1 protein-coding gene is annotated in these 236 nt (G+C 50.8%); it reads left to right on the forward strand.

What is annotated here, in order from left to right; all coding sequences use genetic code 11:
- The coding region (locus KVT27_RS26120) for a YcaO-like family protein (RefSeq protein ID WP_217582326.1) at positions 1 to 236 on the forward strand (236 nt) is incomplete at both ends.

Raw genomic sequence — 236 nt, forward strand, 5'->3', positions numbered from 1 at the left:
TTTCTGATGGGAGATGAGGTAACGGGAGGCCGCAGCTTTTCTTATGCGGAAAGCGAATTGACCGCGATCTTAGAAGGATTGGAGCGACACTGCGGTATAACCCCCCGCGGCAAACGTACCGTAATCTACGACAGCTATAACCGTGTTGCGGATCAAGCGCTTGAGCCCTCTACGGTTGGGTTATATTCGAAGGAACAGTATGCGCAGCCTGATTTCACTTTCGAACCATATGATCC

The organism is Lysinibacillus sp. GbtcB16 (assembly GCF_019091145.1).
Lineage (GTDB): Bacteria > Bacillota > Bacilli > Bacillales_A > Planococcaceae > Lysinibacillus > Lysinibacillus fusiformis.